The following is a 25,475-nucleotide window of genomic DNA, read 5'->3' as shown; positions in this document are numbered from 1 at the left end:
GTTTATTGTTTATCATTTTGATTAGTTAAATTTATTAATTGGTTAATAAAACCAGCGTCATTCAGTGCTACAATAGCACGATAGTCCTTACCGATACAGTAGCCTAGACTTTGTTTTGTTAACAGATAGCAAATCTTAATATGATAAAATTGTGCCATATCACAAAACTTCTTTTTCGTTCCAGGTGATGCATCCTCTGCAATGATGATAAGTTTAATTTTTCGAGAACGGATTGCTTTTTCTACTGGTAACTCTCCCGAAATTATTTTTCCAGCGCGTTGAGCTAAACCAAGTAAGTTAAAGATCTTCTTCTCTATAATTTCATTCATCGGAAAATACCTGTGCACGTAATTCATCGTAAATTTTCGAATTCAGCACACTTTTAAATGATTTTTCAAATTGCTTTTCTTTAAATGCCTTGGCAAAACATTCTGTGTTGCGACAAACATACGCTCCACGACCAGACTTCTTACCAGTATGATCTATTAAAAATTCACCTTCAGGTGTTCGAACAACTCGAACTAAATCTCTTTTATTACGCATTTCTTTACAACCTACACACATGCGTTGAGGAATTTTTTTCTGCGTTGCCATATCTAATCCTCCGATATTAAAGAGTTTTCTTGCATGGCTTGAGACTCACTTTTGATATCAATTTTCCATCCAGTTAATTTAGCGGCTAAACGAGCATTTTGGCCTTCTTTTCCAATCGCTAAAGATAATTGATAATCAGGAACAATTACTTTCGATATTTTTTCAATTTCATTTACTTCTACAGACACAACTTTTGCCGGGCTTAAAGAATTTGCAATATATTTTATTGGATCTGCATTCCATTTTACAATATCGATTTTTTCGCCCTTTAATTCGTCTACAATCGTTTGGACACGCATTCCTTTGTGTCCAACACAAGAACCAACTGGATCAACATCTTCGTCTTTAGAAAACACTGCAATTTTAGAACGCATACCAGGCTCGCGCGCTACAGACTTTATTTCTACAACGCCATCATGAATTTCGGGAACCTCTAGTTCAAATAAACGTTTTAATAGTCCGGGATGTGTACGAGATACCAAAATTTGTGGTCCTTTAGTAGTTTTCTTGACTTCGATTATATAGCTTTTAACTCTATCGCCATGCTTATACTGCTCAAAAGGAATTTGTTCGGAGGGCGCTAATATAGCCTCTGCTTTTCCTAAATCAATGAAAACATTTTTTTGCTCTATCCGCTGTACAATACCAGTCAAAATATCACTTTCTCGATTAGAGAATTCTTCGTAAATAATACCGCGCTCTGCTTCACGAATTCGTTGTACGACTACTTGTTTAGCCGTTTGTGCTGCAATTCGTCCAAAATTTTTTGGGGTAACTTCAATTTCAATGACATCGTCTATTTCATAATTATAGTTAATTTTCTTTGCTTCTGCTAAATCAATTTCAACTATGGAATTTTCTACAACATCTACAATGTTTTTTCTAGCATACACATGAATGTCACCTGTTACTCTATCTAATGAAACTCGTACATTTTGAGCTGAGCTAAAATTTCTTTTGTATGCAGAAATTAAAGCAGCTTCAATTGCATCAAATAATATTTCAGGTGCAATTCCCTTTTCTTTCCCTAATTGTTCAAATGCTTGCATGAACTCTGCGTTCATTTAAATCCCCCTTATTCAATTTTAATTTTAAAACTCAACATGTAATCTAATTTTAGCGATATCTTCGCGGGATATACTTTTATTTTCCAAGTCAATTTTAGTATTACTGAAATCAACTAATTTTCCAATAATAGATTTTGTATTATCAATTGGCACATATGTAGTGATCTCAACAGTAGAGCCTAAATACCGTTTTAAATCGCTGTCTTTTTTTAGTACACGATCTATTCCTGGTGATGAAACTTCTAAATAATAGTTATCTTTTATTGGGTCGAGTTCGTCAAGCTTCTCTTCTAATTTTTCGCTTAACCATTGACAATCTTCAATTTCAATTCCGTCTGCTTTATCAATATAAACTCTTAAATACCATTCACGTTCTTTTACATATTCTACATCTACTAACTCAACTTCACTATTTTGTAAAATTTCAGTTACGAGATCTTCAACTAAACTCTCAATACGACCAGCCATAAAAACACCTCCAATTTATATATAATATTTTCTCAAATAATATGTATCCTTATACTTTGAAAATATAAGATTAAAGAGTGGGTTTTCACCCACTCTTTTTAAACATCAATAATTTGCAATACCTTAATTATAACACTACAATTTAGTATTGACAACCTTTAAGCAAAAAGTTCAGTTTGATCAGTGTCGGACATTCCATTTAAACACCCATGCTCTTTCAAAATTTCAATCACTGTTTTAGATATTCCGGAACGTACTTTTAAATCTTCAACAGAAGAAAATTCTTTGAGCTTTCTTGCAATTACTATATTTTTAGCAGCCGTAGTGCCTACACCTTGTAAAGAAGCCAACGGGGGTAATAATGATTTTTCTAATATTATAAATTTCTCTGCGGCAGAGCGATAAAGATCAACTTTTTCTAGTTGATAGCCTCGTAAATACATTTCTAGAGCAATTTCTAAAACTGTCTGCAATCCTTTTTCTTTTACAGACAAGGTGTTTCCCTTTTGGTCAAATTCAACTAAGGTTTTTTTGATTAGCTCTTTTCCCTTAGAGATGATTTCAGCATCAAATTCGGTTGCTCTTACTGTGAAGTAAGCAGCGTAAAATGCAAGTGGGTAGTGTACTTTACAATAAGCAATTCGATAAGCCATCATGACATAAGCAACAGCATGTGCTTTTGGAAACATATACTTAATTTTTTGACAAGAGTCAATATACCATTCAGGAACAGATTCTTTGCGAAGTTTTTCTACAACATCGGGCTTGATGCCCTTTCCTTTCCGTACACCTTCCATTGTTTTAAATGAAAGTAACGGTTCAACACCTTTTTGAATTAAATATAGCATGATATCATCACGAGCCGAAATCGCTTCTGAAAGTTTTGCAGTTCCATCTTTGATCAGATCTTGCGCATTATTTAACCATACATCAGTTCCATGGGAAAAACCACTAATTCGAACCAACTCACTAAACGTTTTTGGTTGTGTGTCATCGAGCATTTGTCGAACGAATTTTGTACCGAATTCTGGAATTCCGTATGTTCCAGTTTTGCTTCCTAAATCTCCTGGAGTTACGCTTAAAGCTTTTGTAGAAGAGAATAAACTCATTGTTTCTTGATCATCAAATGGAATCGTTTTTGGATCTATTTTTGTCAAATCTTCTAACATTTTTATTACTGTCGGATCGTCGTGTCCGAGTATATCCAATTTAACCAATCGACTGCTGATTGAATGGTAATCGAAATGCGTTGTAATGGTAGTCGTGTTTTTATCGTCCGCAGGATGTTGAATTGGCGTGAAGTGATGTACATCCATATTCCGAGGAATAACCATAATTCCTCCGGGATGCTGACCTGTTGTACGTTTTACTCCAGTACAGCCATCTACTAATCCATTGATATGAGCATTCCTAGCCGTAATTCCTTTATCAGCATAGTAATTCTTCACATATCCATAGGCTGTTTTGTCTGCGATGGTTGCAATAGTTCCGGCACGGAAGACGTTGTCTTTTCCAAACAATTCTTCGGTATATTTATGTGCTACAGGCTGATAATCACCAGAAAAGTTTAAGTCGATATCAGGAACTTTATCTCCGTTAAATCCCATAAATACAGCGAAAGGAATATCATGCCCATCTTTAATTAATTGTGTATTACAAGTTGGGCACGTTTTATTTGGCAAATCAAATCCCCCGCCGTAACTTCCATCCGTTATAAATTCACTATATTTGCAGTTTGGACAACGCCAGTGTGGAGGTAATGGATTCACTTCGGTAATGTCGGTCATCGTAGCCACGAAAGATGAACCTACAGATCCCCTTGAACCTACCAAATAACCATCATCTAAAGATTTTTTTACTAATTTATGCGCAATTAAATATAATACCGCAAAACCATTTCCGATGATGGAGTTTAATTCCATCTTTAAACGATTTAAAACGATTTCAGGTAAAGGATCACCATATAATAACTTTGCTTTTTCATAAGACATAGATGTAATTTGTTCTTCGGCACCAGGAATCTGAGGTGAATATAAATCATCAGGAATTGGTTTGAATCGTTCAACCATTTCAGCGATTTTCCTAGGATTTTCAATAACGGCTTCAATCGCTTTTTCTTTACCCAAATAACTAAACTCTTCTAGCATTTCTTCTGTGGTTCTAAGATATAATGGCGGTTGATTGTCTGCATCTTTAAACCCTTTTCCAGCCATTAATATCCTACGGTAGATTTCATCTTCAGGATTTAAAAAATGCACATCGCAAGTCGCTACAAGTGGTAAATTTAATTTCTCTGCTAATTCACTTACTTTTAAATTGATTTGTCTTAATCCTTCATCATCCTTTATTTTACCTTCACGAACTAAAAAAGAATTATTGCCAATTGGTTGAATCTCCAAATAATCATAAAATTTAGCGATATTCAATAGAGTTTCATCATCTGCTCCATTGATAATTGCTTGGATGAGTTCACCAGCTTCACAAGCCGAGCCAATGATTAATCCTTCTCGATATTCGGAAATTATTTTTCGTGGAACACGAGGTGTTCTATGTAAAAATTTTAAATGTGAGATAGATACAATTTTATATAAATTACGTAATCCAATCGGATTTTTTGCTAATAATATAATATGGTTAGCATGATTTAAGTCTGATTCAATAAGATATCCTTCCATACCATAAATAATTTTAATATCAGATTTTTTAGCAACTTCATGCGCTTCAGGAAATGCTTGTACTACACCATGATCGGTAATTGCAATAGCTGGATGTCCCCATTTAGCAGCCGTACTAATCAGATTTTTTACTGATACTACGGCATCCATATTACTCATATGCGTATGTGCGTGAAGTTCCACTCGTTTTATAGGTGACGTATCGTTTCTTCCCTCAATTTTAACCCTATTCATGCTATCGACAAACATTACGAGCTCATTTGCATATTTGTCAAATTGAACAGTCCCTTTAATCTTAATTTGCATTCCTTTTGAAAGGCTATTTATAATTTTATTAAATTTATCCTTATCGTCAAAAAACGTTTTACAACTAATCCCATCAGATAAGTCAGCAATATCAAAAGTAAGTAGTTGTCTGCCAGTACGAAGTTCACGTGTATCAAAAACAATTAATTTTCCTTCGATTACAACATTTCTAGCTTCGTCTTGAACATCTTGAATTGGCTGAGATTGATCTTTTATCATTTTACCAAAAAGTATAGGCGTGTCTACCGATTTTTTTTCCACAGATTTTGTAGATTCATTTAAAGCTTCAAGGTATTCAGGGGTCATGATATCATCTTCATGTTCAATCATATTTTCTTCATCTGCATTTGTTAGACAGTCTATTTCACAATTATCGTCGAAATTTCTCTGAATAAATTTCTTAATCATCAGAACCACCGAATGAGCTGAAATGATTTCTGCGGCTAGATCTCCAAATAAAGTTAACGTCAATTTATTTCCGTCAAAATGCCGTTTGGCATTTAATAATAAATGTGTAACAGTAGGATTTTTATTAGCAACTTCAGCGACTAATTTAGACCAATTATATTCTAAATACATTTCTAAATCTATAACCGTTTGATTAAAAAAAACAGAATGAATTTTACAGGTATGCATTAGTTGCTTGGCTACTTTATTTAATAAAGGTAAAGGAAGATGTGCTTTTGTAGTTAAAACGATTTCCCAAGAGGAGTTCTTTGTATTTATTTCTACATGTTTAATTTTACAAGAATGTAACAGTTTTCTTTCTTCCATGGTCAATGTAGAATTATTTATAAAATCCCAAAAATACTCCTGATTTTTGGGAACAATACAATAGTCATGCATTTTACTAAACCTCTTTCTATCGAAAATGCTGTAAGGTATATTGTAACACACTTCATCATTTTAGTTAATAAGTAGGCGCTGGCGAAAGCAAAAATATTTTTAAATCCGATAAAAATAAAAAATCATTTATTTTTATCGAATAAATGATTTTTATTTAAGCTTGCAATGCTAGCATTGATTTAAATGATGCGTATCATTTAAAAGTTCAACTACTGTCTGAGTGTCATAATAGTTCAATATATTTACTGCTGTATTGTCTTGACGTAGGTTCCAAATATATTTTAATCGCAGTTGCAATGCAGTTGCAATTAATGTTCGAATTGTTCCACCATGTGAAACAATCACAATCGTTTTATCAGCGTGCTTTTCTGTTAAATTTTTCATTACGCGACAAGAACGCTCTGTAACTTCCAGAAATGTCTCACCGTTTGGAATTACATTTAATTCTGCATTTTTAAAGAAAAGCTCGACTTTGCCAGGCCATTTTTCATTAATTGTTTTATAATCTAGCCCTTCCCAATCGCCAAATGAGATCTCTCTAAATTGTTCAATAATATTTACTTTTAAAGTATGTTCATTTGCAATGTATTCGGCTGTTTTTACAGCTCGCTTAAGATCGCTGGCGTAAACGGCATCAATTTTTTCTTTTGCTAATCGTTTACCCACTAATTTTGCTTGTTCAAGTCCTAATGGAGATAACTCGATATCCGAGTGACCTTGATATTTACCTTGAATATTCCATTCTGTTTGTCCATGTCTTACCAAAATAACTTTAGTCATTTTTTACACTACCATCCATTAATATTTTTTTCAGCGTTTCAAGAAAAAATATATTTTCATTATGCCGTTTGATTGCAAAACGTACATATTGATTAGATAAACCGGGATAATTTGCACAATCACGAATTAAAATAGCTCTTTTTAATAGTTGTTTTCTTAATTCGTGTGATTTTATATTGGTTTTTTCTAAATTGACCAAAACAAAATTAACCATAGGTTTATATATTTTCAATGTATTTATAGCAGTCAAATTTTTATAAAAAAAGTCAATTTCTTGTTGCATAAAACTACGACTTTTTTCTTGGTATTGTTTATCTTGTAATGCAGCGATCCCTGCAATCTGTGCCAGACAATTGACGTTCCAAGGATCTTTAGCAAGATGTAATTTTTGTGCAATTTTAGTGGAAGTAATTACAAAACCTAAACGTAATCCAGGAATTGCATAAAATTTTGTAAGTGAATGTAATACAATTAAATTTTCAAAATTTTTTATTAGATGTCGAACGGTATAGTTTGTTGCATTAGGTAAAAAATCAATAAAAGATTCATCAACAACAACAAAACAATGATTTCGCTGGGCATAGTACAGTATTTTTTCTAAATCTTGAGATGTAATCGATGTTCCAGTGGGGTTATTAGGATTACCTAAAAAGATAATATCATTTTTGCCTAAAGATTCTAAAGCTAATAAAAATCTATTTATATCGAAAAGAAAGTCGTTTTTTTCATTTAGATAATAATACTTAATTTTAGCTTTTGCGGCTCTTGATGCGGATTCATATTCACTGAAGGATGGTGCTAAAATTAGTGCAGTTTTAGGTTGAACTAAATTACATAAAATATATAATAATTCAACTGCTCCATTTCCTAGGGTTAAACTATCATATGAAATCTGATAATATTGCGAAAGCATATTTTTTAGCTCATATCCATCCACATCGGGATAGTGAATAATTGTATCAATATTGTTTTTTATGCTGGACCGTACTTTTTCGGATAATCCTAGAGGATTTATGTTCGCACTAAAATCAAAAAATGTATGGGATAAAGAAGTCTGTGTTCTTAAAAACTTATGAATGTTTCCCCCATGTTCAAAGCTTTGCTCCATTTATATCACCTTCAATTTTCAATCCGCCAGGAATTAAATTTGCTGTTCTCAAAAATGTGAATTGAGGACACTTTAGTTTTGCTAAATCAATACTTTTAGATAATCCTTCTGCTTGTTCTAAATCAAAAAGTATTCCAATAATTGTTCCACTATGTGCAATATTAACCCCTACTGCTCCACAGTTTTCAGCAATTTTAATCATGCTCTCTAAGCCTGGTTTATATAAAGTTTCTTGATTGGCAAGTGCACTCAATGTTGTCCCTTGTCCAATTAACCTTGTATCATGTGTCCGAATGCCCTTTCGAACCAAATCTAAAGCTTGTAAAATATGTGATTCTTTTTTTGTGTTTAATGCTTCTAAATCGGTACGACGATTAAAACTTAAGGTATCAATAGATCCACCTAAATCAAATAAAGCGATTAACATAGCTGGAGGGTTTCCTAAAAATTCTTGACAGGTTCCAGTTAAATGATTAATTTTTACAATTCCTTCATAAAAGATTCCATCTGTTGGTTCAATAGATGCAGCGATGAAAGCAATTTCATCAAGTGTTAAATTTCTATCGAAAAACAAAGCAATTGCTTTGCAAATTGCGGCTATATCAGCACTACTTGAAGCCATTCCTTTTCCTTTGGGTAAAGACGATGAAATTTTTATGAAAGAATCAAACGGCATGTTTATTTTCAAATACTCTAAAACTTTTGATATCGCTAACTGCGATTTTCTACCAAGTCGTGGTGCTATTTTTTTCTGAGGTAGAATCGTTGCTGCAGAGTACAGATCAATCGGGCATGTTACAAGAAAAGGCTCATTATTTATAGAGCCTTGTATTAATTCACCGCAAGCGCCCGGTGCTTTTACACATATAAACATAAAAAACTCCAAATCATAGTTTAAAATTTAGGTTGAAAATAAAAATACAAATAAAATAATAACTTCATTTAGTTCTGTCAATGCACCGTAGACGTCCCCTGTAAGTCCTCCTAATACATTTGTTATATATTTAGAGAATAAAAGTGTAAATAGAATCGCACAAAACAGACTAAAGACAGCAATTGTTCCCACAGGAATGACGAATAATAATGTAATAAAGGATGCAATGACTAAAGCGGTTTTATTTGCATATTGTGCAAAAGCTTTCCCTATACCGTTCGGCCGTGCATAAGGAAATAGAGTAACTCCCATTACCATACCCAATCGACTGATGATTGGCATGACAAAAAGTGCCGTAATTAATTTTTCAGGTGATAAATCTAACAATAATGACCACTTAGAGATAAAAAGTATAACAAAAGCAACTACGCCATTTGCGCCAACTCTGCTATCCTTCATGATTTCTAACATTCGTTCTCTTGATCTTCCAGAAAAAATTCCATCCATCGTATCCATAAAACCATCACAATGTAAACCACCCGTTAGTAAAATTGAAAGTACCAATAATAAAGTACTGGTTATATGTCTAGGAAATCGATTGTAATTTTCTGGGAAATAAATCGTGAGAAAATATGCGATCATAGCTAATATAATTCCAATTACAAGACCGACGAGCGGAAAAAATTTCACGCTTCTGCCGAAACTTTCGGCAGACCATTCCTCTTGTTTAACTAAATGAATTCTTGTTAAAAACTGCAAGCCTATTAAAAAATCATGCATTTTATTATAATGTACCTCCCAAACGGTAGATCACGATAAAAGATAATAGTATAAATAGTATACTGACCCCATACATAATGTAAATTGTTTTGCTGATATGTTCAGGGCTTAATATTGTTCCCGCATCTCCCATATAAGCACGTATAGAGGCTATACCAAAATAATAATTAAGACCACCTAAGCGTATGTTTAACGCACCAGCTACACCAGCCTCACTATAACCACTATTAGGACTAGGATGTTTCTTCGCATCCCTTAAAATAATTTTAATTGCTTTTTTATAGTTTAGTTGAAAGAAAAAAGCGATTAAAACAATTAATATTGCTGTTATACGTGCCGGAATAAAATTAAAACAATCATCTGTTCGAGCAGCAAATTTGCCAAAATCGATATATTTATCGTTTTTATACCCAATCATAGAATCTAAAGTATTTACAGTTCGATATAAAGCAGCTAAAGGAGCTCCACCGAGAAGAAAGTAAAACAATGGCGAAATAATGCCGTCTACAATATTTTCAGCAATTGTTTCAACGGTTGCTCTCGTAATTTCTGCAACGTTTAACTTATCTGTGTCACGTCCTACGATCCAGCCCACTTTATACCTTGCAACTGATAAGTCATGTTTTATGAGTGCATTACGAATTTCGATCCCCGCTTCTGCCAAACTACGGGGGGATATTGTGAAACTGAGAATAAGTGCACTAAAAAAATATCCAAACCACTTATTTAGATCATTAAAAAAATGTAAAAGAACATAAGTTAGACCGTAGCTGATTGTTAGAGTACAAAGAACAAGTATGGCGCCGAATATCTGTTTTTTGTAGGAAATATTGCTTAAATTTAATAAATATTTTTCCAATAAGCTTATCAGTTTGCCAATTAAAGCAACAGGATGCCAATTCGTTTTGGGATCTCCTATGATACAATCAATTATAAACGCTATTGCAGGAATATAGATATCCATCTTATGATTCCATTATTTTATATAATAGTTCCATGTTTAAATGATTTCTGACTGTATTCGCTAGACGATTATAATTTGCTTGTTTCTCTGCCGCAGTATTGATTGTATGATTTAAAGGTGACAGCCCTTTTCTGCACCTAAGTGCATTTAATATGGAGCGTCGAAAATCGTCATTGTCAAAAATGCCATGAATGTATGTTCCCATGACTAACCCATTTTCACTAATTACTCCATCTAAACTCTCCACTCTTTGCTGAGAGCGATTTGTAATAACAAATGCATTCTGCACTTTATTTGTAATAAATTCAGTTCTTCCCATATGAATTTCATAACCATGTAAATCATTTGCGGTAAATTCAGAGTCTAAAAATTTGGTTCCTATGTAATTGGCAGTTACTTGACTGGTTAATTTTTCAGAAATAAATGTTGTTTTTATATCTAAGAGATTTAATCCCGCGATAACTTCACGATTTGATTCAGTATGTGCTGGATCGAGAATGGTCTTCCCCAGCATTTGATATCCACCACAAATTCCAATGATGGGGATTCCTTGATTTACAAGATTTTTAATTTCTTCTTCATATCCATTCTCACGTAAATACAGTAGATCTTCAGTTGTATTCTTACTTCCAGGCAATATAATCAAATCTGGATTGCCAATAGTTTCACCTAATTGAATGTACTTAAGATTCACGTCAGTCTCGTTTGCTAAACTATCGAAATCGGTAAAATTTGAAATTTTGGGTGTTCTTATGACTGCAACTGTTAATGCAGCGTCTTTGGATACTTGTCTTTTATCGTCTAATGATACAGAATCTTCATCCTCAATGCCAAGTTGCTCTAAATATGGAATTACGCCGAGTACTGGTTTTCCTGTTTTTTCTTCTAAAAAATCTAGTGCTGGTTTTAATAGATTGAGATCTCCACGAAATTTATTGATAATGATGCCCCTAACTAAATCGCGTTCATCCTGCTCGAGTAATTCTAATGTACCGACAACCGCAGCGAGAGCTCCGCCACGATCAATGTCAGCGACTAACAAGACCGGAGCATTTGTTAGTTTGGCAATTCTCATATTCACAATATCATTTGCTTTTAGATTTACTTCAGCAGGGCTTCCAGCACCTTCTATTACAATTACATCAAAAATGCCTTTAAGCTTTTCTAAACTCTGTTTAACTGCACTTAATGCTTTTAAAGAATAACCGGTATGATATTCTTTTGCTGACATATTGCCAACGGGTTTTCCCATTAATATGACTTGGGAGCAAGCGTTCCCAGTTGGTTTCAATAAAACTGGATTCATTTCGACGATAGGTTCTAACCCAGCAGCTTCTGCTTGCACAACTTGTGCACGCCCAATTTCTTCGCCGGAGCTAGTAACATAAGAATTTAAAGCCATATTTTGCGCTTTAAAAGGAACTACATTTTTTCCATCTTGAAGAAAAATTCGACAAAGCGCTGTTGTCAAAATACTTTTCCCCACATGTGAACTTGTACCCTGCAACATTACATATCTAGGCATATTATTCCTCCAATTCCGCGGATAATTTTTTTATGTCAACAGCAATTCCACTTATCACCATATAAACTCTATCGGCACTAGCCGCTATAATTTGATTCATACATCCTGCTAAATCACGGTATTCTCTAGCTAAAGCATTTTCAGGCACAATACTCATGCCAACTTCATTTGTAACAAAAATAATCTGACAATTACTTGTTTTTGCAGCATTTAAAAGTAATTCAAACTTTTCTTTTACATACGTATAACGTTTTTTTACGTCCTTCGGTACGTCTCTAGCAAACAGCATATTACTTGTATAAAGTGTTAAACAATCAAATAATATTGTATCATGCTCTTTAGCAGCTTCAATAATTATTTTTTCTGCTTCATAAGGTGCTTCATAAGTTTTCCATTCAGCGGGTCTGCGGTCTTTGTGTAATGCAACACGCAGTTTCATTTCATCATCATAGATTTGCGCTGTGGCAATATAAGCAATTTTAAATCCATTTTTCGTCGCATATTGTTCTGCAAAACGACTCTTTCCGCTTCGTGCTCCACCCGTAATTAAAATAATTTTGCCTGCCATGAAGCCATCTCCTATTTTTGAATATAATTATAGCATTTTTCGATCAACTGTTTTGCTAAATTTATATTACCAGCAAAGTGTAGATGCAGATAAGAAGCCAGAATATTATCTGTTGCATATCCGCCATAATACATTTTACCGGTTCTTAATTTTGTAAATTTAAAAGCCCAAGGAAATATTTTTTCTAGGTTTTCATCTATAGACATGGATGAAAAATGAAATTCATGCCCATGTATAGTAGTTCCTTGCGGGCATAAAATACTATCATTTAAAGCCTCTGCTTCAATATAACCAACAGTTTGCAGCTTATCATGCATTTGACAAGTTGCTGGGATCAAACCAACCATATTAAAAACATTTTCTGAGAAATCTTTTAATGATTTTGTCAGGTACATCAAACCTCCACATTCAGCATAAATAGGCAATCCTTTTTCAGCTAGCCCATAGATCGATTTTTGCATAGATTGATTTTCACTTAACTCTTTTGCAAACATTTCAGGAAAGCCGCCACCAAAGATTAAACCTTGGATGTCAGGAATCTTTTGATCATGTAAAGGACTAAAAAATACAATCTCAGCACCTAATTCTTCTAACACGTCCAAACTTTCTGGATAATAAAAAGAAAAAGCCTCATCATGTGCCACACCAATTTTTATTTTTGAATTTGTTTGTTTTAAGACCTTTTTGACAGACGAAGATGGGATTGGCGGAGCAGCTTTTGCTGTACGATAAAGTGAATCTATGTCACAGTGTTGTAATACTGCATCTCTTATGACGGAAATACTTTCTCCTGCTTGATTCTCTGTGACTGGAGTTAATCCTAAATGTCGCTGTGGTAAAGTCATTTGATTTTCTCGAAAAATGCATCCTAGCACGGGAATATTGATTTTTGCCATTGCATCGCAGATAATTTTTTTATGTGTTTGAGACCCTAGACGATTTATAATAACGCCAGCAAAATCAATTTTAGGGTCAAACATTTTAAACCCAAGAGCAATGGCAGCTGCACTTTCACCCATGGATTTAGCATCAATGACCAAAATAATAGGCGCTTTCAATAGTTTTGCTATTGTAGCAGTACTGCTAATTTCTTTTCTTCCGCCATCATATAGTCCCATTACACCTTCAATAATTGCAATGTCTGAACTTTCAGCAGTTCTAGTAAAAATTTCATTGATTTTTGTTGCTGGCACTAACCATGTATCAAGATTATGTCCAGGTTTTTCACTGGCCAATTGATGATAACCAGGATCAATATAATCTGGACCGATTTTATAGGACTGAACATTATATCCTTTACTTTTCATAGCTGCTAGGATTCCAGTAACAATGGTGGTTTTTCCTGCGCCGCTATTGGTTGCAGCAATTACGATTCGCGGTATATTTTTTTCAGTCATATCTATCACTCCAATTTATTGCATAAGAAGCCTAATATTATAGCATATATAAAATAGCATTTGTTATTGCAGCTGCAATAGGACTACCGCCTTTATTTCCTCGCACTGTAATATATGGTACAGGTGAAGTATGAATTAAATGTTCTTTTGATTCACTAGCACCAACGAAGCCTACCGGAACTCCAATAATTAAAGCTGGGCGAATTGTTGTTTCTTTCATGATATTTAGAAGTTCAAATAAAGCAGTCGGTGCATTACCTATTGCAACGATGGAACCATCTAGTTTATCGCCAAATTGTCGCATGGCAGCCATGGATCTTGTAATTCCATTTTCTTTAGCGATTTCAGCTACTCTTGCGTCGGCGATTTGGCATTCTACACTACCGCCATAAATAGTTAAACGTTTTTTATTAATACCAGTACGTACCATTTCAACATCACTATATATATTACAGCCATTTTGGATAGCTTTTTTTGCCGTGCTGATTGCTTCTGAATGAATTTTTATAATCGGTGCATATTCTGGATCTCCAGAAGCATGAATAATACGTGAATAAACTTTTATTTCTTCGGCTGTTAGATTAAACTCTTTTAAATGGGGAGCGATAATTTCCATACTTCGTTCTTCAATTTGATCTGGTTTTGTAATAAAATTCATGAATAGCCTCCTGAAATTAATGTTTTGTTTTTACGAAAGATAAAATATCATCAAAAGTTGTCGCTAACATTTTATATTCTATGTTAGGTCTATCAATTACAATAATGGGTAGATTCAATGCCATCGCAGCGGTGAGTTTCGTGTCTGTACCACCGACACTGCCGCTATTTTTGCTGATGATGACACCTGCATTATATTTTTTATATAATTCCATATTTAATTCGTGAGAAAAAGGCCCTTGTATCGCAATTAAATTTTTCGGCGAAAAGCCCAAATTATTACATTCTTCAATAATTTTAGCTTCTGGTAATACTCTTGCAATTATTGTATGTTTTTTTAGTTCAGGTGCATTCGTAAATAGATGAAGCATTCTGCTGCCGGTTGTAAGAAAAATGTTCCCGGTAAACGTACTGGCGATTTCAATAGCGGTCTGATAGTTTTTAGCTAAAAATATCTTATCATAATCAGGTAAAATAACGCTTGTTCGCTCATAACGAATATAATCGATTGCCAATGTATCACAAACTTGCATGGCAGTTTTCGATACATTAACTGCATAGGGATGACTTGCATCAACGATTGTATCTATTTGCTTTTTCTTGACAAGGCGTTCTAGCTCCAGTGAATCCAATGGATGTTGATTTACAAGCAGATTTTCGGAAGGTAGCAAATTCTTGCCATACTCACTAATTACAGAAGCCATGACCGAATGACCAGCATGAAGTAATTGATCAACGAGTTCCCTACCATCTTGTGTGCCCGCTAATACTAAAATCATACTTGATATCCTCTAGGTGTAATCATATGATTATCTATAGCATAAGTTTTACTGTTTCCAATAATAATTAAAGAGAACATATCAATATGTTCCTTTGTAAAATCAGCTAAAGTTGATAATACCATCCTTTCATTTTCTCTTGTTGCGCTATGAACGATTCCAACAGGCGTTGTAGGTTCTTTATATTGTAATAATATTTCACGAATTTCTTCAATTTGTGTTACTCTTTTTGCACTTTTAGGGTTGTATATGGCAATGACGAAATCGCCTTGTGCTGCGTAAGCAGCACGTTTTTTTATTAATTCCCATGGTGTTAATAAATCACTTAAACTAATTACTGCAAAATCATGCATTAAAGGAGCGCCTAAAATAGCTGCTGCGGCATTAACCGCACTAACTCCAGGAACAATTTTTACGTTAGGACGTATTGTTTTCTCATATTTAGTTACCAGTTCTAAAATAAGTCCAGCCATCCCATATACTCCGGCGTCACCACTAGAAATAACGGCTACTTTTTCGCCCTGCATTGCATGTTCAACTGCTAATTTACAACGTGCAATTTCCTGCATCATTGCTGTTCCAATAACTTTTTTATTTTCGAGTAGCCCCGTGATTAATTGAATATATGTATTGTAACCAACAATAATATTGGCATTTTCAATACTCGCTAAAGCCCGTGGCGTCATATCTTCTAAACTGCCAGGTCCAATTCCAACAACGGTTATTTCGCCCAGGCAATTGCTACTGTAACTTTCTTGAATCTTGTTTTGTTTAATATCATTTTTTTCGATTGACTGATTAACAATGCTGCTGCTTCGCATACATTTCCAACTCCGATCTGTTCATTTACAAATTTTGAAATATCCAGTCTATATTGATCAATGACTTCCTGTAATTGACTATTTTCATAAAATATGATTGGCACAGCTAATTCTTTTGCTGTTTCTAATAAACCAGTTTCCTGATTTTTAACGATTGTACTTGCCATATTTGTAATATCCTCGATTGGAACATGGATCATTGAACAAGCAATATGAATTGCTTCCAGAATTTCTTTTTTGCTTGTGTTCTTTCGGCAGCCGATTCCAACAGATAACTTTCGTGGCTTTAATAGAATTTGATTTTGTTTTAGATTTAATGTTTGATTCGTTATGATAAGTGCTACATGATCTAATTCTTCTAATCTTTTATGTAATTCTTTTTGCTGAAACGTAATACATAATTTTTGTAATTCATTTTTATAATAATTTAGATTCTTTAAAGCAGGATCTAAAAAAACTTCAAATTTTTCACCTTGTGCGATTTCTGCATTTATATACTTTAATTGATCAAATGGTTCTATCATTAAATTCAATTTCTTTGCAAGGCTATCTGCTGCAATTTTTTTATTTACATCCGTAGCAGTTGTAATAACAGGTACAGCATTAATTTTTTCTGCAACTAAATGTGTAAGATCATTTGCGCCGCCAATGTGTCCAGATAACAAGCTAATCACATGTTCTCCTGTTTCATTGAGTACAAGGACTGCAGGATCTACGGTTTTACTTATAATCAAAGGTGCAATGACCCGAACAACGATTCCTGTCGCCATAATAAAAATGAAAGCTTCATATTTTTGAAAAATTTCAGATATTAGATGACGTAAGGAATCATATTCTTTTGCAGTCTTTAAAGGATTTCGTCCAGCTTTAACAAATATATCGGCGGGAAAATATTGTTTAATTGTGTGCGCTAGATTTGCACCACGCTCCGTAACTGCTATGATTGCTAATCGCATTTCGCATCACGATACATATGCCCAAATTCCGGAGCGTACAATCTAGAAAGCGCATATTCCGTGTCTAAACACTTCCCTACCACGATCATTGCAGTACGACTAATTTCCGTAGTTTTTATTTTTGCTACAATAGTTTCTAAAGTTGCACGGATAATTTTTTCTTCTGGCCAGGATGCCTTGTGAACAATCGCAATTGGCGTATCTGTAGCATATCCACCAGCAATCAGCTCGTTTACTACTTCTTCTAGCATATGTACACTTAAAAAAATACACATTGTAGCATTGTGTGATGCTAAATTCGCCAATTTTTCTTTTTCAGGAACAGGTGTCCTTCCTTCGTTTCGTGTAATAATTACCGTTTGCGATATTTCTGGGAGTGTATACTCTTGTTTTAGTGCAGCGGCAACTGCTAAAAATGAACTTACACCAGGAACAACTTGATAGTCTATATTTCGTTTCGTTAATTGATCCATTTGCTCCTGAATCGCACCATAAATACTAGGATCACCAGTATGTAGCCGCACTACTTTTTCTTCTGCTTTGACACTTTTATCGATGACTTCAATGACTTCATCTAAGGTCATTGAAGCACTGTTATATATTCTTGCACCCTGTTTTACTAAAGATAATAATGCCGGATTTACTAAGGAACCTGCATAAATGACTACATCAGCCTCGCTTAGTAATCTTTGTCCCTTTACTGTGATTAGTTCAGGATCTCCAGGTCCTGCACCAACAATAAAAACTTGCATAAAATAGCCTCCCGTTCAGTTTATATATAAATTATAATTTAATACAAGTAATAATACTAATTGGATTCAATGCATCTGCCATATTATATTGTCCAATTCTATTGAATCTAGTGATTTGGGCAGTAAATGCTTCTACCGTGTAATTGGATTTACTTTGCATGATTTTCAATGTAGTATACAATGTTTCAATTGTAACACAGTTGATGATACATCGGCCATTTGGCTTCAAGAGCAAGTCCACTTTTTCCATAATTTCAGTCAGTTTAGAACCACTTCCACCGACAAAGATAATATCACTCTTCGGCAAACTTTTTAAAGCTTCTGGTGCTTTTCCTTCAATTACATGCACATTATTCAAGTGAAATTTTTTTATGTTTTGTTTGATCAGATGAACGCCTTCATCATTCTTTTCTATTGCATAAACAGAGCCTTTTGGTGCAAGTAATGCCGATTCAATCGATAAAGAACCCGTTCCCGCTCCAATATCAATAACAACGTCATGCTCTTGAATTTTAGCTTTTGTCAAGGTTAAAATCCGAATTTCTTCTTTGGTCATCGGAACATGCCCGCGTATAAATTCTTCATCTTTGATTCCAATAAAATGTTTCATGCTACCACCACCATGATGCAATGCGTAAATACTTTCAATTTCGCTGCATTTTGTATTGTTGTTTCGATGATTTCTTCATTGGCATATGAAAGTCGACTACATATATATAGTGTCGTTTCATTTGGCCAATTATTTTCTAATAATAACCTAGAAATTGCTGTAGATGTATATACCGTATCCGTTAAAATTCCTAGAACTTTCTTCGACTTGTATTGTAAGTCTGCTTGATATGGTTTTCTGCCATGCAGACTTATTAATGTAGCTTCTTGCCAAGGTAAAGAAAGTCTAGCAAAAGCCAATTGCATAGAACTGATGCCTGGTATCACCTGCAACTGATTTATTTTAAAGTTTTCACGAAGTGCAGCTAAGAGACTGTAATATCCAGGATCGCCGGAAACCATAACAATAATATCATGATGTTGTAAGTTTTCTTGGATAAAAGACATTGTGGAAGGAATATCTCCAGTGATTCTATGCTGTAAGCAAGACGAATTTGCGAATGTATCAAGTGCGCGTTTACTGCCAAGCAATACTTTCGCGTGGTGAATAAAATTTTGAGCGATTGGTAAAATATAGTCTTTCGAACCAGGGCCGATTCCCACAACAATTATTTTATGTTCCATTCCATAGTACCTCCTATGGATTTAGCTGATTCATCCATCCCTAATAAATCACCTTTTAGCGTAACAATGACAGTACCGATATTCAAATCATTAAATACATAGCGTTTTGCTCTCTCACTCGCACGAGCTGCAAGTAATTCATACACTTTTTCTACGTGATACTGCGTAATAATTGGCATAGCAGCTTCTGTCGTAGTGCAGTTTAAGATTTCTTTAATCGCATTTTGTGGTGCTCCCATAGCACCTGCATAAGCTGCAAGCGTTTCCAATCTTGCATCAGCAATTCGATTATGTGTATGAAAAATTCCCGCAGCAACTTTAACCAATTTTCCAAGATGACCTAATAAAATAACATTTTTAATTTTTTCTTGTACAGCACATTCAAGCATATGACCAATAAAGTTGCTAGTTTGAATCACGGCTTCTTTTGGAAATCCGTACCGATGAATTGCAATTTCTTGTCCAATTTTTCCGGGAACTAAAACTAAATTTTGATATCCTAATGCTTTTGCTACACTGATTTGTGGTGCTAATGAATTTTTAAATGCTTCCTCCGACATAGGTCTAACAATACCGGAAGTTCCGATAATTGATAAACCCCCTTCGACTCCTAAAGTGGAATTCAAAGTTCTTTTTGCTAACTTTTCACCATCGGGAACTGAAATAATAACTTCACACCCCTTTTGTTCTAACAAAGGGGAAAGTGCAGCTCGGATCATTTTTTGCGGGCCTAAGTTAATTGCTGATTGACCAACAGGAATCGAAAGTCCAGGTTTGGTCACGATTCCAATTCCTTCTGCACCTCTTATTTTAATAGAAGCATCATTCATACATACTTTAACTTCTACAATGATATCAATTCCATCCGTAATATCAGGATCGTCACCTGCGTCTTTTGTTACAGTCGCGATTCCGCCATTCACGGTTTTCACTATATTTTTTATAGGTACGATAATTTGTTCTCCCTGCGGTGAATAGATCTCTATCTCTTTACACATTGTTTTATTTAAATATGCCATTACTGCTGCCTTTGCACCGGCAGCTGCACATGCACCAGTAGTAAAACCACATCGTAATTCTTTTTTCATACAACCTCCTGCTTACCCTTAAATTACATAATAAAATAAATTGTATTTATCTTACTACGCATAATAGTGGTGATTACAGTATAATCCTATCACAGTATTTGCAAAACATCGCATAGCTATGTGAATGCATGATTGTAAACGTATTAACTTTATAATAAATGCTTATATTCATAGTGAGATTCTGGTTAAACATTTGTTAAAAAATTCACCTAATTATATTGTATTCAATGTATGAAATCAAAATCCTGCATAAAGAAAAAAAAACACTATTTATGCAATGTAAATAGTGTTTTCGTATTATTTTGTCACCAATATCATTTTATTATCAGCTGTTTTTATAATAGTTAATTGATCTCTAATATTTTCTGGAATTCGTATATAATCGATATCTCTAAGAATAAAATAGACCTTCGAGTTTTGTTGAAGAATTGGCTCTAGATTTGGTGTAGACTGATCCGAAAAAATTAATTCATTCCCATAGTAGTTACTATAAAAAGAAAATCCGGGACGCAAAAATTTTGAAACATAAATTGGACTATGATTGTCATAATCTTGTTTAAATTGTTGAGCAATATTAAAAGAAGAAAATTGGGGTGCAATAGCTGGAATAATCATCTTTACTAATATGAGAGAAAAGATGCACATCCCAACTATATTTACCCATAAAACTCTTTCTAATTTTTTTTGCCATGTAGAAATCAATATGCAGGCCATCATTAAGATGAGCAGTATATTTAAATATAGTATGCCCTGCTTAGTTTCAGGCATTTCTTCTATCACAGATACAGAACCTACAAGTATCAGAACGATAAACAGGCACGATAAAACTATCCAAGAGAATGCGCTGCGATTCTTATAATGTTTCTTACATAACTGGTCAATATGCCAACCTACAATGATTGCCATTGGTGGATACATGGGTAATATATATGATACCAATTTTGTCTGAGCAAATGAAAAAAATAAAAACACTACGAATATCCATGTATTTAAAAATGCTAATTCATTAAATTTCTGTCTAGAGTTTATTAGAGAATTATAGACAGATTGCATTAATATTGCGATCCAAGGAAAAAATCCAATAATTAGGACGGGAATATAAAAGTACCAAAGGGTACCAGAAGGATGTTCCGGTGTAGTGAAACGTGTTACATTATGAAATCCGAGAAAAGTATCTATAAATACATTGCCATGAAAGTTATACATGATGATATACCAAGGTAATGCAATGATAGAAAAAATAATAACACCAGGCAATATTTTCATCTGCCGTAATTCTTTTAAATTGTTTGTTATAATCAAATAAATCAATACAATAACACTCGGAAAAAATAAGCCTATGGGACCTTTTGTTAACACAGCCAATCCTGCGAAAATATAATAACTATAATATTTTTTACTGATAAAACTCAGCAAAGAACAAGTCAAAAATAAATTTAATGTTATATCCGTTACTGCTGCCTTGCCTAAATAAAAGTACTCAATACTTGTCACTAAAACCAAGGCACTGATCATACCCACATTTTTATTAAATAGTTTTTGTGCAAAATAAAAAATAACACCTATGCCCACAACGGCGAATAAGGCAGAAGGAAATCTAGCAGCAAAATCATTGATGCCAAAAATTTTATAAGAAAGTGATACCAGCCAATAATACATAGGAGGTTTATCATACCAATACTCTCCATAAATTTTAGGAGAAATAAAATTGTTATAAAGAATCATTTCTTTTGGCGTTTCAGCATAGACTGGCTCATCTGGATCTAGTAAAGAAAACCCCCCTAGATTGAAAAATATTATAAGAATGGAAATTGCAGCTGTAATACAAATTGCTACATAATTTCTACGATACATTCTATACCTCCAAATATTCATTTTGTAACAGCTACTTATTCATCTGTTTATTTAAAAAATCCCGTCCAAATACCTTTACAGTGTAATAAAAACCTATTGAAAAAGGTAAATATTCTACGATGATTCTCCAGGCAACAGCAACGATTCCAACAGTTCCAGATGGGAGAAAATCGCTAAATAATAGAACAAATCCACCTTCGGCAATTCCTGAGCCTCCAGGAGTTGGTGCAAAATATAATAATATATTAAGAAAAATCATTCTACCCATAATAATATGCCAATTTGCTTCAGCGCCCATACCTAAAAATAAAATGGGAACAACACTATATATTGCAATTAGACTTAGCCCTGATTCAATAAAAACGCGAAACATACTAAATGGTGCAGAAGATAATAGCAAGACAGCGCCCTTTATGTCGTGATAAAAGGAAAAAATCATACGTCGTCGATTACGAGGAAATTTTTTTGATATTTTTATTACAACATAATCGGGAAAGTTTGTTTTGAAAGCCCAAATTGCCAAAAGAATTAAAATAACAATGCAAGCAGAAGCATACATTAAGGATTCTGCAGAGATCCATGGTAGTAGATGAATATCATAATAAAAAATAATCGGGAGACAAAGTAATAAAAATAATATAGAAACTAAAGTTCTAACAATAACAAAGACAGTTGCCTTTCCCGTAGGAATTCCAGCATGTCTTAAAAAAATTAATTGTGCAACCGCACCACCAGTTGCGCCAGGTGTTAATAAAGCTAAGAAATAATTACCGAAAACTACTTGTACTGCTTGTTGTAAAGTAATATGTTCATTTGATATTCGAACTAAGTGCATTAATCTGGTTCCATCTAGAATCAAACCAATAGAAACTAGAATAATTGCCAATATGATAGACCATGGCTGGAAAGAAGTTAAATTATTAAATGTATTTATATCTATTGTAAAATAAATAACACCACATGAAATTACAGCTAATAATACGATCAGAAATAAAAATCTTTTATAAAATTTATTCATTCACTAACGCTCCGAATGAACATAGTTGGATATGACGATTTGAAATTTTCTCTAAAATATTTTTTTCCATAACTGCATTTAACTCACTTTCCCAATGATAATTCCATCCAAAATGTTCTTGTAAAACGTTGGTATTAATTCCTGGATGAATCATAATTTCTGAACTCCCCTCAGGTAGTGTATCAATTATATTAGAAAAATAAACTGGAAACATATTTCCGCCAGCTAACATACCAAAAAAATTCTGTGTGGACATCAAATGATTTTTTCTTACTAGATTTCTCGCTAAATTAGATAAAAAGGTTAAACCACATTTACTAATGAATCGTTTAATATCTGCATTGTATCCACCAGTAAAAAAATATGGTTCAGCAGGAATTCTTATCGCCTTTATTTCATATTGTTTCGCTAAATCAATAACGATATTAATGATTCCTGGCAATATATGTAGATGCTGATGACTATCAATATGAGTTATTTTTACACCCGTTTGGTAAACGGCCTCTATTTGTGCAGAAAGTTCCAAATAAACTTCTTTTAAATCTATATTTTTTCTTAGAAATTTTTGAATAAAAGCCATATGGTCTTTTTGAAAATATCCATTTGAGCTTACTAAGGAATTCACTTTCTGACAAGAAAGTAATGGTTTTTCTGATACCAACGTTAAATGTACGCCGACTCCCAAACTGGGAGTTTTTAAAGCCAAATGTATAGCATCTTCGAAAGCTGGTCCTGTCGGCATAATGGAAGCGCTTGTTATGCATCCGTTCATATGCCCTTTTATAATTGCTTGATTAACACAAGTGTGCAAACCAAAATCATCGGCATTGACAATTAACTTTTTCATCAAACGACTCCAGTCTACTTATAAATTGTTTTCACTGGAACTATGCCTTACAAATTCTGAATGACTAGCATACGCACTATGATTATGAATTGATTCAAAATTTTCACATTCAATACTAAACCAATTAATGAAAGTAATTTTTCTGAATGCAAGCACTAAATCTCTAAGGATATCTTCAACAAATTTTGGATTTTCATAGGCTTTTTCAGTAACGAATTTTTCATCTTCTCGTTTTAATAAAGGATAAATTGGACAACTTGCCTGTTTTTCCATGATTTCTACCAAATCTTCAATCCACAATATTTTGTTACGCTCTAATTTTACTTTTGCATGCATTAACCCTCTCTGATTATGTGCACCATATTTAGAAATTTCTTTGCTGCAAGGACATAACGAGGTGAATGGAATATTAACTTCCAAGATGAATTCAAAATTTCCAAGATGATCTTTTTGTGCAATATAAGCACAATCTATATCTAATATGCTCTTTCTTTTACTAATTGGTGCAATTTTATCTATGAAATACTTAAAATCAATTTTCAGATATGCTGATGATGCTTCCAATTTATTTAACGCGTGCTCTAAAATGCATTCCATTTCATACATACTTAAAGATTTTTGATTCCATTCATTTAATATTTCAACAAATCTACTCATATGTGTACCTTTATATTCCATGGGTAAGTCAACTGTAAATTTAATTTTAGATAGCACAGGTTGAGCAGATTTGAATTTTGTTTCTATATAAAAAGGCAAATATATTTCTTTAATGCCTACTTTTTGAATTGCAATTCCACGTTCATCCGAACCATTTTGTACATCTTTCAAATTTGTCACTCCTACTTATACTGAACTGGATCTTTTATTCCAGCTTCTTTAAAACCTTTTAATCGAAGTTGGCAGCTATCACAAATTCCACAGGCTTCTTCACCGCCATTATAACAACTATGTGTTAAATATAAAGGAGCATTTAAGCTTGTTCCTAATAAGACGATATCTTTCTTTGACAAATTTATGAGTGGCGTTTCAATGTTGATGTGCTTTTTGTCTTGTACAGCTGCTTTTATCGAATAATCAGCTATGTTCTGAAACAAATTTATAAATTCTGGACGACAGTCTGGATAGCCTGAATAATCTAAAGCATTTACGCCAATAAAAATGTGTTCAGCTCCAAGAACTTCAGCATATCCTAAAGCATAACTTAAAAAAATTAAATTCCGAGCAGGAACATAAGTAATTGGAATATCGGTTCTATGAACATCGCCATTTGGAACATCTAAATTTGTATCAGTTAAAGCACTTCCTCCGATTGTATCCAGATTAGTTTCTATAATTAAATGTTTTTTTACTTTGTAAATTTCAGCTATTTTTTCAGCACTTTTTAGCTCAATACTATGTCTTTGGTGATAATTAAAGCTGATTGGGTAAATGTCAAAATTTCGGCTTTTAGCGACAGCCATACATACTGTTGAATCTAAACCACCAGAAAGTAGAACGACAGCTTTCACTTGTATTCCT

General features: G+C 33.7%; 26 protein-coding genes. All 26 read right to left on the bottom strand.

Annotation, left to right across the window (positions count from 1 at the left end):
• Positions 1-2: 2 nt before the first annotated feature.
• Positions 3-329 (bottom strand): L7Ae/L30e/S12e/Gadd45 family ribosomal protein, encoded by a 327-nt coding sequence (locus tag BN6559_RS00665; protein WP_110952945.1) that lies wholly within the window; start codon positions 327-329, stop codon positions 3-5.
• Positions 322-594, bottom strand: a complete 273-nt coding sequence (rnpM, locus tag BN6559_RS00660) for an RNase P modulator RnpM (protein WP_110952944.1) — start codon at positions 592-594, stop codon at positions 322-324. Before rnpM ends, BN6559_RS00665 begins: the two co-directional genes overlap by 8 nt.
• A gap of 2 nt (positions 595-596) precedes the next feature.
• Positions 597-1,658, bottom strand: a complete 1,062-nt coding sequence (gene nusA / locus BN6559_RS00655) for a transcription termination factor NusA (RefSeq protein ID WP_110952943.1) — start codon at positions 1,656-1,658, stop codon at positions 597-599.
• A 27-nt stretch (positions 1,659-1,685) separates the two neighbouring features.
• Entirely contained in the window at positions 1,686-2,129 is a 444-nt protein-coding gene (locus BN6559_RS00650) for a ribosome maturation factor RimP (protein WP_110952942.1), read from the bottom strand.
• Between the two features lie 158 nt (positions 2,130-2,287).
• Positions 2,288-5,956, bottom strand: a complete 3,669-nt coding sequence (locus tag BN6559_RS00645; protein ID WP_110952941.1) for a PolC-type DNA polymerase III — start codon at positions 5,954-5,956, stop codon at positions 2,288-2,290.
• Between the two features lie 168 nt (positions 5,957-6,124).
• Positions 6,125-6,736, bottom strand: a complete 612-nt coding sequence (gene cobC, locus BN6559_RS00640) for an alpha-ribazole phosphatase (RefSeq protein WP_110952940.1) — start codon at positions 6,734-6,736, stop codon at positions 6,125-6,127.
• On the bottom strand, positions 6,729-7,844 hold the full coding sequence (gene cobD, locus BN6559_RS00635) for a threonine-phosphate decarboxylase CobD (RefSeq protein ID WP_110952939.1): 1,116 nt from the start codon (positions 7,842-7,844) through the stop codon (positions 6,729-6,731). Before cobD ends, cobC begins: the two co-directional genes overlap by 8 nt.
• Positions 7,828-8,718 (bottom strand): GHMP family kinase ATP-binding protein, encoded by an 891-nt coding sequence (locus BN6559_RS00630; protein WP_110952938.1) that lies wholly within the window; start codon positions 8,716-8,718, stop codon positions 7,828-7,830. Before BN6559_RS00630 ends, cobD begins: the two co-directional genes overlap by 17 nt.
• A 27-nt stretch (positions 8,719-8,745) precedes the next feature.
• Positions 8,746-9,498, bottom strand: coding sequence for an adenosylcobinamide-GDP ribazoletransferase (gene cobS / locus BN6559_RS00625; protein ID WP_110952937.1), 753 nt, complete (start codon positions 9,496-9,498; stop codon positions 8,746-8,748).
• A gap of 4 nt (positions 9,499-9,502) precedes the next feature.
• A complete protein-coding gene (gene cbiB / locus BN6559_RS00620; RefSeq protein WP_110952936.1) occupies positions 9,503-10,462 on the bottom strand; it encodes an adenosylcobinamide-phosphate synthase CbiB in 960 nt (319 codons plus the stop codon).
• Between the two features lies 1 nt (position 10,463).
• Complete coding sequence (locus tag BN6559_RS00615) at positions 10,464-11,987, bottom strand: cobyric acid synthase (RefSeq protein ID WP_110952935.1); 1,524 nt, start codon at positions 11,985-11,987, stop codon at positions 10,464-10,466.
• Between the two features lies 1 nt (position 11,988).
• Positions 11,989-12,555: a bifunctional adenosylcobinamide kinase/adenosylcobinamide-phosphate guanylyltransferase gene (gene cobU, locus BN6559_RS00610; RefSeq protein ID WP_110952934.1), complete on the bottom strand. Its 567-nt coding sequence runs from the start codon at positions 12,553-12,555 to the stop codon at positions 11,989-11,991.
• Positions 12,556-12,566: 11 nt separating this feature from the next.
• Entirely contained in the window at positions 12,567-13,952 is a 1,386-nt protein-coding gene (locus BN6559_RS00605) for a cobyrinate a,c-diamide synthase (protein WP_110952933.1), read from the bottom strand.
• A 37-nt stretch (positions 13,953-13,989) separates the two neighbouring features.
• Positions 13,990-14,610 (bottom strand): precorrin-8X methylmutase, encoded by a 621-nt coding sequence (locus BN6559_RS00600; protein ID WP_110952932.1) that lies wholly within the window; start codon positions 14,608-14,610, stop codon positions 13,990-13,992.
• Between the two features lie 16 nt (positions 14,611-14,626).
• Positions 14,627-15,388: a cobalt-precorrin-6A reductase gene (locus tag BN6559_RS00595; protein WP_110952931.1), complete on the bottom strand. Its 762-nt coding sequence runs from the start codon at positions 15,386-15,388 to the stop codon at positions 14,627-14,629.
• Entirely contained in the window at positions 15,385-16,074 is a 690-nt protein-coding gene (gene cobJ / locus BN6559_RS00590) for a precorrin-3B C(17)-methyltransferase (RefSeq protein ID WP_456060938.1), read from the bottom strand. Before cobJ ends, BN6559_RS00595 begins: the two co-directional genes overlap by 4 nt.
• Positions 16,075-16,109: 35 nt before the next feature.
• On the bottom strand, positions 16,110-17,165 hold the full coding sequence (locus BN6559_RS00585) for a cobalt-precorrin 5A hydrolase (protein ID WP_110952930.1): 1,056 nt from the start codon (positions 17,163-17,165) through the stop codon (positions 16,110-16,112).
• A complete protein-coding gene (cobM, locus tag BN6559_RS00580; RefSeq protein ID WP_110952929.1) occupies positions 17,156-17,917 on the bottom strand; it encodes a precorrin-4 C(11)-methyltransferase in 762 nt (253 codons plus the stop codon). The genes BN6559_RS00585 and cobM overlap by 10 nt, the downstream gene beginning before the upstream one ends.
• Positions 17,918-17,948: 31 nt before the next feature.
• Positions 17,949-18,527, bottom strand: coding sequence for a precorrin-6Y C5,15-methyltransferase (decarboxylating) subunit CbiT (gene cbiT, locus BN6559_RS00575; protein ID WP_110952928.1), 579 nt, complete (start codon positions 18,525-18,527; stop codon positions 17,949-17,951).
• Positions 18,524-19,150 (bottom strand): precorrin-6y C5,15-methyltransferase (decarboxylating) subunit CbiE, encoded by a 627-nt coding sequence (gene cbiE / locus BN6559_RS00570; RefSeq protein ID WP_110952927.1) that lies wholly within the window; start codon positions 19,148-19,150, stop codon positions 18,524-18,526. Before cbiE ends, cbiT begins: the two co-directional genes overlap by 4 nt.
• Complete coding sequence (gene cbiD / locus BN6559_RS00565) at positions 19,135-20,238, bottom strand: cobalt-precorrin-5B (C(1))-methyltransferase CbiD (RefSeq protein WP_110952926.1); 1,104 nt, start codon at positions 20,236-20,238, stop codon at positions 19,135-19,137. Before cbiD ends, cbiE begins: the two co-directional genes overlap by 16 nt.
• 297 nt (positions 20,239-20,535) lie before the next feature.
• On the bottom strand, positions 20,536-22,092 hold the full coding sequence (locus BN6559_RS00560; protein ID WP_110952925.1) for an ArnT family glycosyltransferase: 1,557 nt from the start codon (positions 22,090-22,092) through the stop codon (positions 20,536-20,538).
• Positions 22,093-22,123: 31 nt separating this feature from the next.
• Positions 22,124-23,110 carry a lysylphosphatidylglycerol synthase transmembrane domain-containing protein gene (locus tag BN6559_RS00555; RefSeq protein WP_110952924.1) on the bottom strand — a complete coding sequence of 329 codons (987 nt, stop codon included), beginning with the start codon at positions 23,108-23,110 and terminating at the stop codon, positions 22,124-22,126.
• Complete coding sequence (locus tag BN6559_RS00550; RefSeq protein WP_110952923.1) at positions 23,103-23,957, bottom strand: ChbG/HpnK family deacetylase; 855 nt, start codon at positions 23,955-23,957, stop codon at positions 23,103-23,105. The genes BN6559_RS00555 and BN6559_RS00550 overlap by 8 nt, the downstream gene beginning before the upstream one ends.
• Before the next feature lie 18 nt (positions 23,958-23,975).
• The gene (folE2, locus tag BN6559_RS00545; RefSeq protein WP_110952922.1) at positions 23,976-24,785 is read right to left on the bottom strand and encodes a GTP cyclohydrolase FolE2; all 810 of its coding nucleotides are present in this window, start codon (positions 24,783-24,785) and stop codon (positions 23,976-23,978) included.
• Positions 24,786-24,796: 11 nt separating this feature from the next.
• The gene (gene queC / locus BN6559_RS00540) at positions 24,797-25,465 is read right to left on the bottom strand and encodes a 7-cyano-7-deazaguanine synthase QueC (RefSeq protein WP_110952921.1); all 669 of its coding nucleotides are present in this window, start codon (positions 25,463-25,465) and stop codon (positions 24,797-24,799) included.
• Between the last annotated feature and the right edge of the window lie 10 nt (positions 25,466-25,475).

It is taken from the genome of Massilibacillus massiliensis (assembly GCF_900086705.1).
GTDB lineage: Bacteria > Bacillota > Negativicutes > FLKF01 > FLKF01 > Massilibacillus > Massilibacillus massiliensis.
This window is presented reverse-complemented; position numbering and strand designations above follow the sequence as displayed.

Bases quoted from the DNA above. Each gene is read 5' to 3' on its own strand.
- BN6559_RS00665 (WP_110952945.1), bottom strand. From the start codon at position 329: ATGAATGAAATTATAGAGAAGAAGATCTTTAACTTACTTGGTTTAGCT.
- rnpM (WP_110952944.1), bottom strand. From the start codon at position 594: ATGGCAACGCAGAAAAAAATTCCTCAACGCATGTGTGTAGGTTGTAAA.
- nusA (WP_110952943.1), bottom strand. From the start codon at position 1,658: ATGAACGCAGAGTTCATGCAAGCATTTGAACAATTAGGGAAAGAAAAG.
- BN6559_RS00650 (WP_110952942.1), bottom strand. From the start codon at position 2,129: ATGGCTGGTCGTATTGAGAGTTTAGTTGAAGATCTCGTAACTGAAATT.
- BN6559_RS00645 (WP_110952941.1), bottom strand. From the start codon at position 5,956: ATGCATGACTATTGTATTGTTCCCAAAAATCAGGAGTATTTTTGGGAT.
- cobC (WP_110952940.1), bottom strand. From the start codon at position 6,736: ATGACTAAAGTTATTTTGGTAAGACATGGACAAACAGAATGGAATATT.
- cobD (WP_110952939.1), bottom strand. From the start codon at position 7,844: ATGGAGCAAAGCTTTGAACATGGGGGAAACATTCATAAGTTTTTAAGA.
- BN6559_RS00630 (WP_110952938.1), bottom strand. From the start codon at position 8,718: ATGTTTATATGTGTAAAAGCACCGGGCGCTTGCGGTGAATTAATACAA.
- cobS (WP_110952937.1), bottom strand. From the start codon at position 9,498: ATGCATGATTTTTTAATAGGCTTGCAGTTTTTAACAAGAATTCATTTA.
- cbiB (WP_110952936.1), bottom strand. From the start codon at position 10,462: ATGGATATCTATATTCCTGCAATAGCGTTTATAATTGATTGTATCATA.
- BN6559_RS00615 (WP_110952935.1), bottom strand. From the start codon at position 11,987: ATGCCTAGATATGTAATGTTGCAGGGTACAAGTTCACATGTGGGGAAA.
- cobU (WP_110952934.1), bottom strand. From the start codon at position 12,555: ATGGCAGGCAAAATTATTTTAATTACGGGTGGAGCACGAAGCGGAAAG.
- BN6559_RS00605 (WP_110952933.1), bottom strand. From the start codon at position 13,952: ATGACTGAAAAAAATATACCGCGAATCGTAATTGCTGCAACCAATAGC.
- BN6559_RS00600 (WP_110952932.1), bottom strand. From the start codon at position 14,610: ATGAATTTTATTACAAAACCAGATCAAATTGAAGAACGAAGTATGGAA.
- BN6559_RS00595 (WP_110952931.1), bottom strand. From the start codon at position 15,388: ATGATTTTAGTATTAGCGGGCACACAAGATGGTAGGGAACTCGTTGAT.
- cobJ (WP_456060938.1), bottom strand. From the start codon at position 16,074: ATGACGCCACGGGCTTTAGCGAGTATTGAAAATGCCAATATTATTGTT.
- BN6559_RS00585 (WP_110952930.1), bottom strand. From the start codon at position 17,165: ATGCGATTAGCAATCATAGCAGTTACGGAGCGTGGTGCAAATCTAGCG.
- cobM (WP_110952929.1), bottom strand. From the start codon at position 17,917: ATGCAAGTTTTTATTGTTGGTGCAGGACCTGGAGATCCTGAACTAATC.
- cbiT (WP_110952928.1), bottom strand. From the start codon at position 18,527: ATGAAACATTTTATTGGAATCAAAGATGAAGAATTTATACGCGGGCAT.
- cbiE (WP_110952927.1), bottom strand. From the start codon at position 19,150: ATGGAACATAAAATAATTGTTGTGGGAATCGGCCCTGGTTCGAAAGAC.
- cbiD (WP_110952926.1), bottom strand. From the start codon at position 20,238: ATGAAAAAAGAATTACGATGTGGTTTTACTACTGGTGCATGTGCAGCT.
- BN6559_RS00560 (WP_110952925.1), bottom strand. From the start codon at position 22,092: ATGTATCGTAGAAATTATGTAGCAATTTGTATTACAGCTGCAATTTCC.
- BN6559_RS00555 (WP_110952924.1), bottom strand. From the start codon at position 23,110: ATGAATAAATTTTATAAAAGATTTTTATTTCTGATCGTATTATTAGCT.
- BN6559_RS00550 (WP_110952923.1), bottom strand. From the start codon at position 23,957: ATGAAAAAGTTAATTGTCAATGCCGATGATTTTGGTTTGCACACTTGT.